The following is a 2212-nucleotide window of genomic DNA, read 5'->3' as shown; positions in this document are numbered from 1 at the left end:
CGGCGCGGGCCCGTCCGGGGCGCCGCCCGGCAACGGCCTGACCGGCCTCACCGAACGCCTCGCCACGGTCGGCGGCGCCCTGGAGGCCGGGCCCGCGCAGGGGCGCGGCTTCCGCCTGGTGGCCCGGGTCCCGGCAGCCTCCGTAGGATCCGCCGCATGACGATCAACGTGTTGCTGGCCGAGGACCAGTCGATGGTCCGTGAGGCGCTCGCCGCGCTGCTCGGCCTGGAGCCGGACATCGAGGTCGTCGCGCAGGTGGCGCGCGGCGACGAGGTGCTCACGGCGGCCCGCACGCACGCGGTGGACGTGGCGCTCCTCGACATCGAGATGCCGGGCTGCACGGGCATCGAGGCCGCCGCCCAACTCCACACCGCCCTGCCGCAGTTGAAGGTGATCGTCCTCACCACGTTCGGCCGCCCGGGCTATCTGCGCAGCGCCATGGAGGCGGGCGCGCACGCGTTCCTGGTCAAGGACGCCCCGGCCGCACAGCTCGCCGAGGCCGTCCGCAAGGTGCTCGCGGGGGAGCGCGTCATCGACCCCACCCTCGCCGCGGCGGCCCTGGCGGGCGGCGCCAATCCGCTCACGGACCGCGAACGCGAGGTGCTCCGCGAGGCGGCGGACGGCCGCACCAACGCGGAACTCGCCACCGCTTTGCACCTGTCGCAGGGGACCGTCCGCAACTACCTGTCCGTCGCGATCCAGAAGCTGGCGGTGCGCAACCGGGCCGAGGCGGTCCGGACGGCGCGCGAGAAGGGCTGGCTGTGACCGGGGCCCCGACCGCCCCCGGGGCGGGGCGCCGCTCTGCCGCGCCCGGCATACCGGACGTCGTGGGGCCCGCCCTGCGGGCGAACGACGGGGTGGTGGCAAGACGCTCTAGTTGAGCATGGCCCGGGCCGCCCTGGCCTGCCCCTGCACGCGCTCCGCGGCGGCGGCGTCCACCGCCTCGACGACCTCCGCGTACGCCTCCAGTTCCGTGGCCCCGGTGACGAAGTCCCCGCGCTGGACCAGCAGTTGCGCCCGCTCGTAGCGCAGCCGCGCCGGATGCGAGGGCAGCAGCAGCGACAGCTCGACCGCCCACAGCGACACGTCGGAGCGCTCGGGGCGCGTCGCCGCCCACGCCCGTACGTTGTTCAGGATCCGCAGCACGACCTCCAGCGGATCGGCGGGGCGCAGCATCGCCGGGTCCATCGGCTCGCCCGTCGCCCCGGCCACCAGGATCTGCGCGTCCGACCCCGTCAGCACCCGCCCCGCGCCGAACGGATCGGCGAGCACCTGCTCCTGCGGGTCGCCGAACCCGACGACGAAGTGCCCCGGCAGCGCGACCCCGTACACCGGGGCCCCGGCCCGCCGCGCCACCTCCGTCCACACCACCGAGAGCAGGATCGGCAGCCCGCGCCGACGCCGCAGCACCTCGTGCAGCAGCGAGGACTCCAGGCGCTGGTAGTCGGCGGGGGCACCGTGGAACCCGAGCCGCGACCCGAGCAGTTCGGCGAGCGCGGTGGCCCAGGAGCGCGGGCCGCCCGGCCGGAACGGCAACTGCCCGGCCAGATCGTCCAGTTCGATCTGCACGGCGTCCATGCCGGCCTCGTCGAGCCCGCCGTCCGCCTGGGCGGCGAGCAGCAGGCACAGCTGCGCGAGATCGGGCCGCTCGGCCCGGGCCTGCTCGGCGAACCTGCGCCGGAGTTCGGTGGAACGGGGGGACAAGTGGGGGGACATACGTGCCTCGTGCCCTCTCAGACCGATCGATAGAGCGGTCGTCGGCGGGTCGCCCGGACCGTCATCGCGGCGCCCGTTCCGGAGCACGGTAGTGGTGATACGCGTGGTGCGTGGCGAAACCCATGCGGTCGTACAGCGCGCGCGCCCCCTCGTTGTCGGCCTCGACCTGGAGCCAGGCCGCCGACGCGCCCTCGTCGAGCGCCCGCCGCGCGAGCGCCGCCATCACGGCGGAGGCGAGCCCCTGACGCCGGTACGCAGGGTCGACCTCGACGGCGGCGAACCCGGCCCACCGCCCGTCGACCACGCACCGCCCGATCGCCGCGGACACCGCGCCCTCGCCGGGCACCGTCGCGAACCACACCGACGGACCGGTGCACAGCACCCGCAGTGCGACCTCGCTCGCGCCCTTGCGCTGGTAGCGCCCGAGCCACGCGGCGTCCGGCGCACGGCTCAGCACCACCCGCGCGTCGTCCGGGGCGTCCCCGACGGGCGCGAG

The 2212-nt window shown here is 75.8% G+C and carries 3 protein-coding genes and 1 pseudogene; 2 read left to right on the top strand and 2 right to left on the bottom strand.

Features of this window, described 5'->3' with window-relative positions; genetic code table 11:
- Both G3I40_RS47100 and G3I40_RS13265 read left to right on the top strand, forming a co-directional pair.
- A pseudogene (locus G3I40_RS47100) lies at nucleotides 1-160 on the top strand (sensor histidine kinase); the annotation flags it as partial.
- Nucleotides 157-765: a response regulator transcription factor gene (locus G3I40_RS13265; protein ID WP_164302366.1), complete on the top strand. Its 609-nt coding sequence runs from the start codon at nucleotides 157-159 to the stop codon at nucleotides 763-765. The pseudogene G3I40_RS47100 and the gene G3I40_RS13265, both read left to right, overlap by 4 nt.
- Nucleotides 766-873: 108 nt before the next feature.
- Here the strand turns inward: G3I40_RS13265 and G3I40_RS13260 are convergent, their stop codons facing one another.
- Both G3I40_RS13260 and G3I40_RS13255 read right to left on the bottom strand, forming a co-directional pair.
- Entirely contained in the window at nucleotides 874-1716 is an 843-nt protein-coding gene (locus G3I40_RS13260; RefSeq protein ID WP_164302365.1) for a transglutaminase-like domain-containing protein, read from the bottom strand.
- 61 nt (nucleotides 1717-1777) lie between these two features.
- Nucleotides 1778-2212 (bottom strand): GNAT family N-acetyltransferase (locus G3I40_RS13255; protein WP_164302364.1); only part of this gene is annotated, 435 nt, incomplete at its 5' end.

The sequence above is a fragment of the Streptomyces sp. SID14478 genome (assembly GCF_010548525.1).
Taxonomy (GTDB): Bacteria; Actinomycetota; Actinomycetes; order Streptomycetales; family Streptomycetaceae; genus Streptomyces.
Note: the sequence above shows the minus strand (reverse complement) of the source record. Positions and strands in the feature narration are given on the sequence as shown.

Excerpts from the sequence above, each read along its gene's own strand:
- G3I40_RS13265 (WP_164302366.1), top strand. The coding sequence starts at position 157 with ATGACGATCAACGTGTTGCTGGCCGAGGACCAGTCGATGGTCCGTGAG.
- G3I40_RS13260 (WP_164302365.1), bottom strand. The coding sequence starts at position 1,716 with ATGTCCCCCCACTTGTCCCCCCGTTCCACCGAACTCCGGCGCAGGTTC.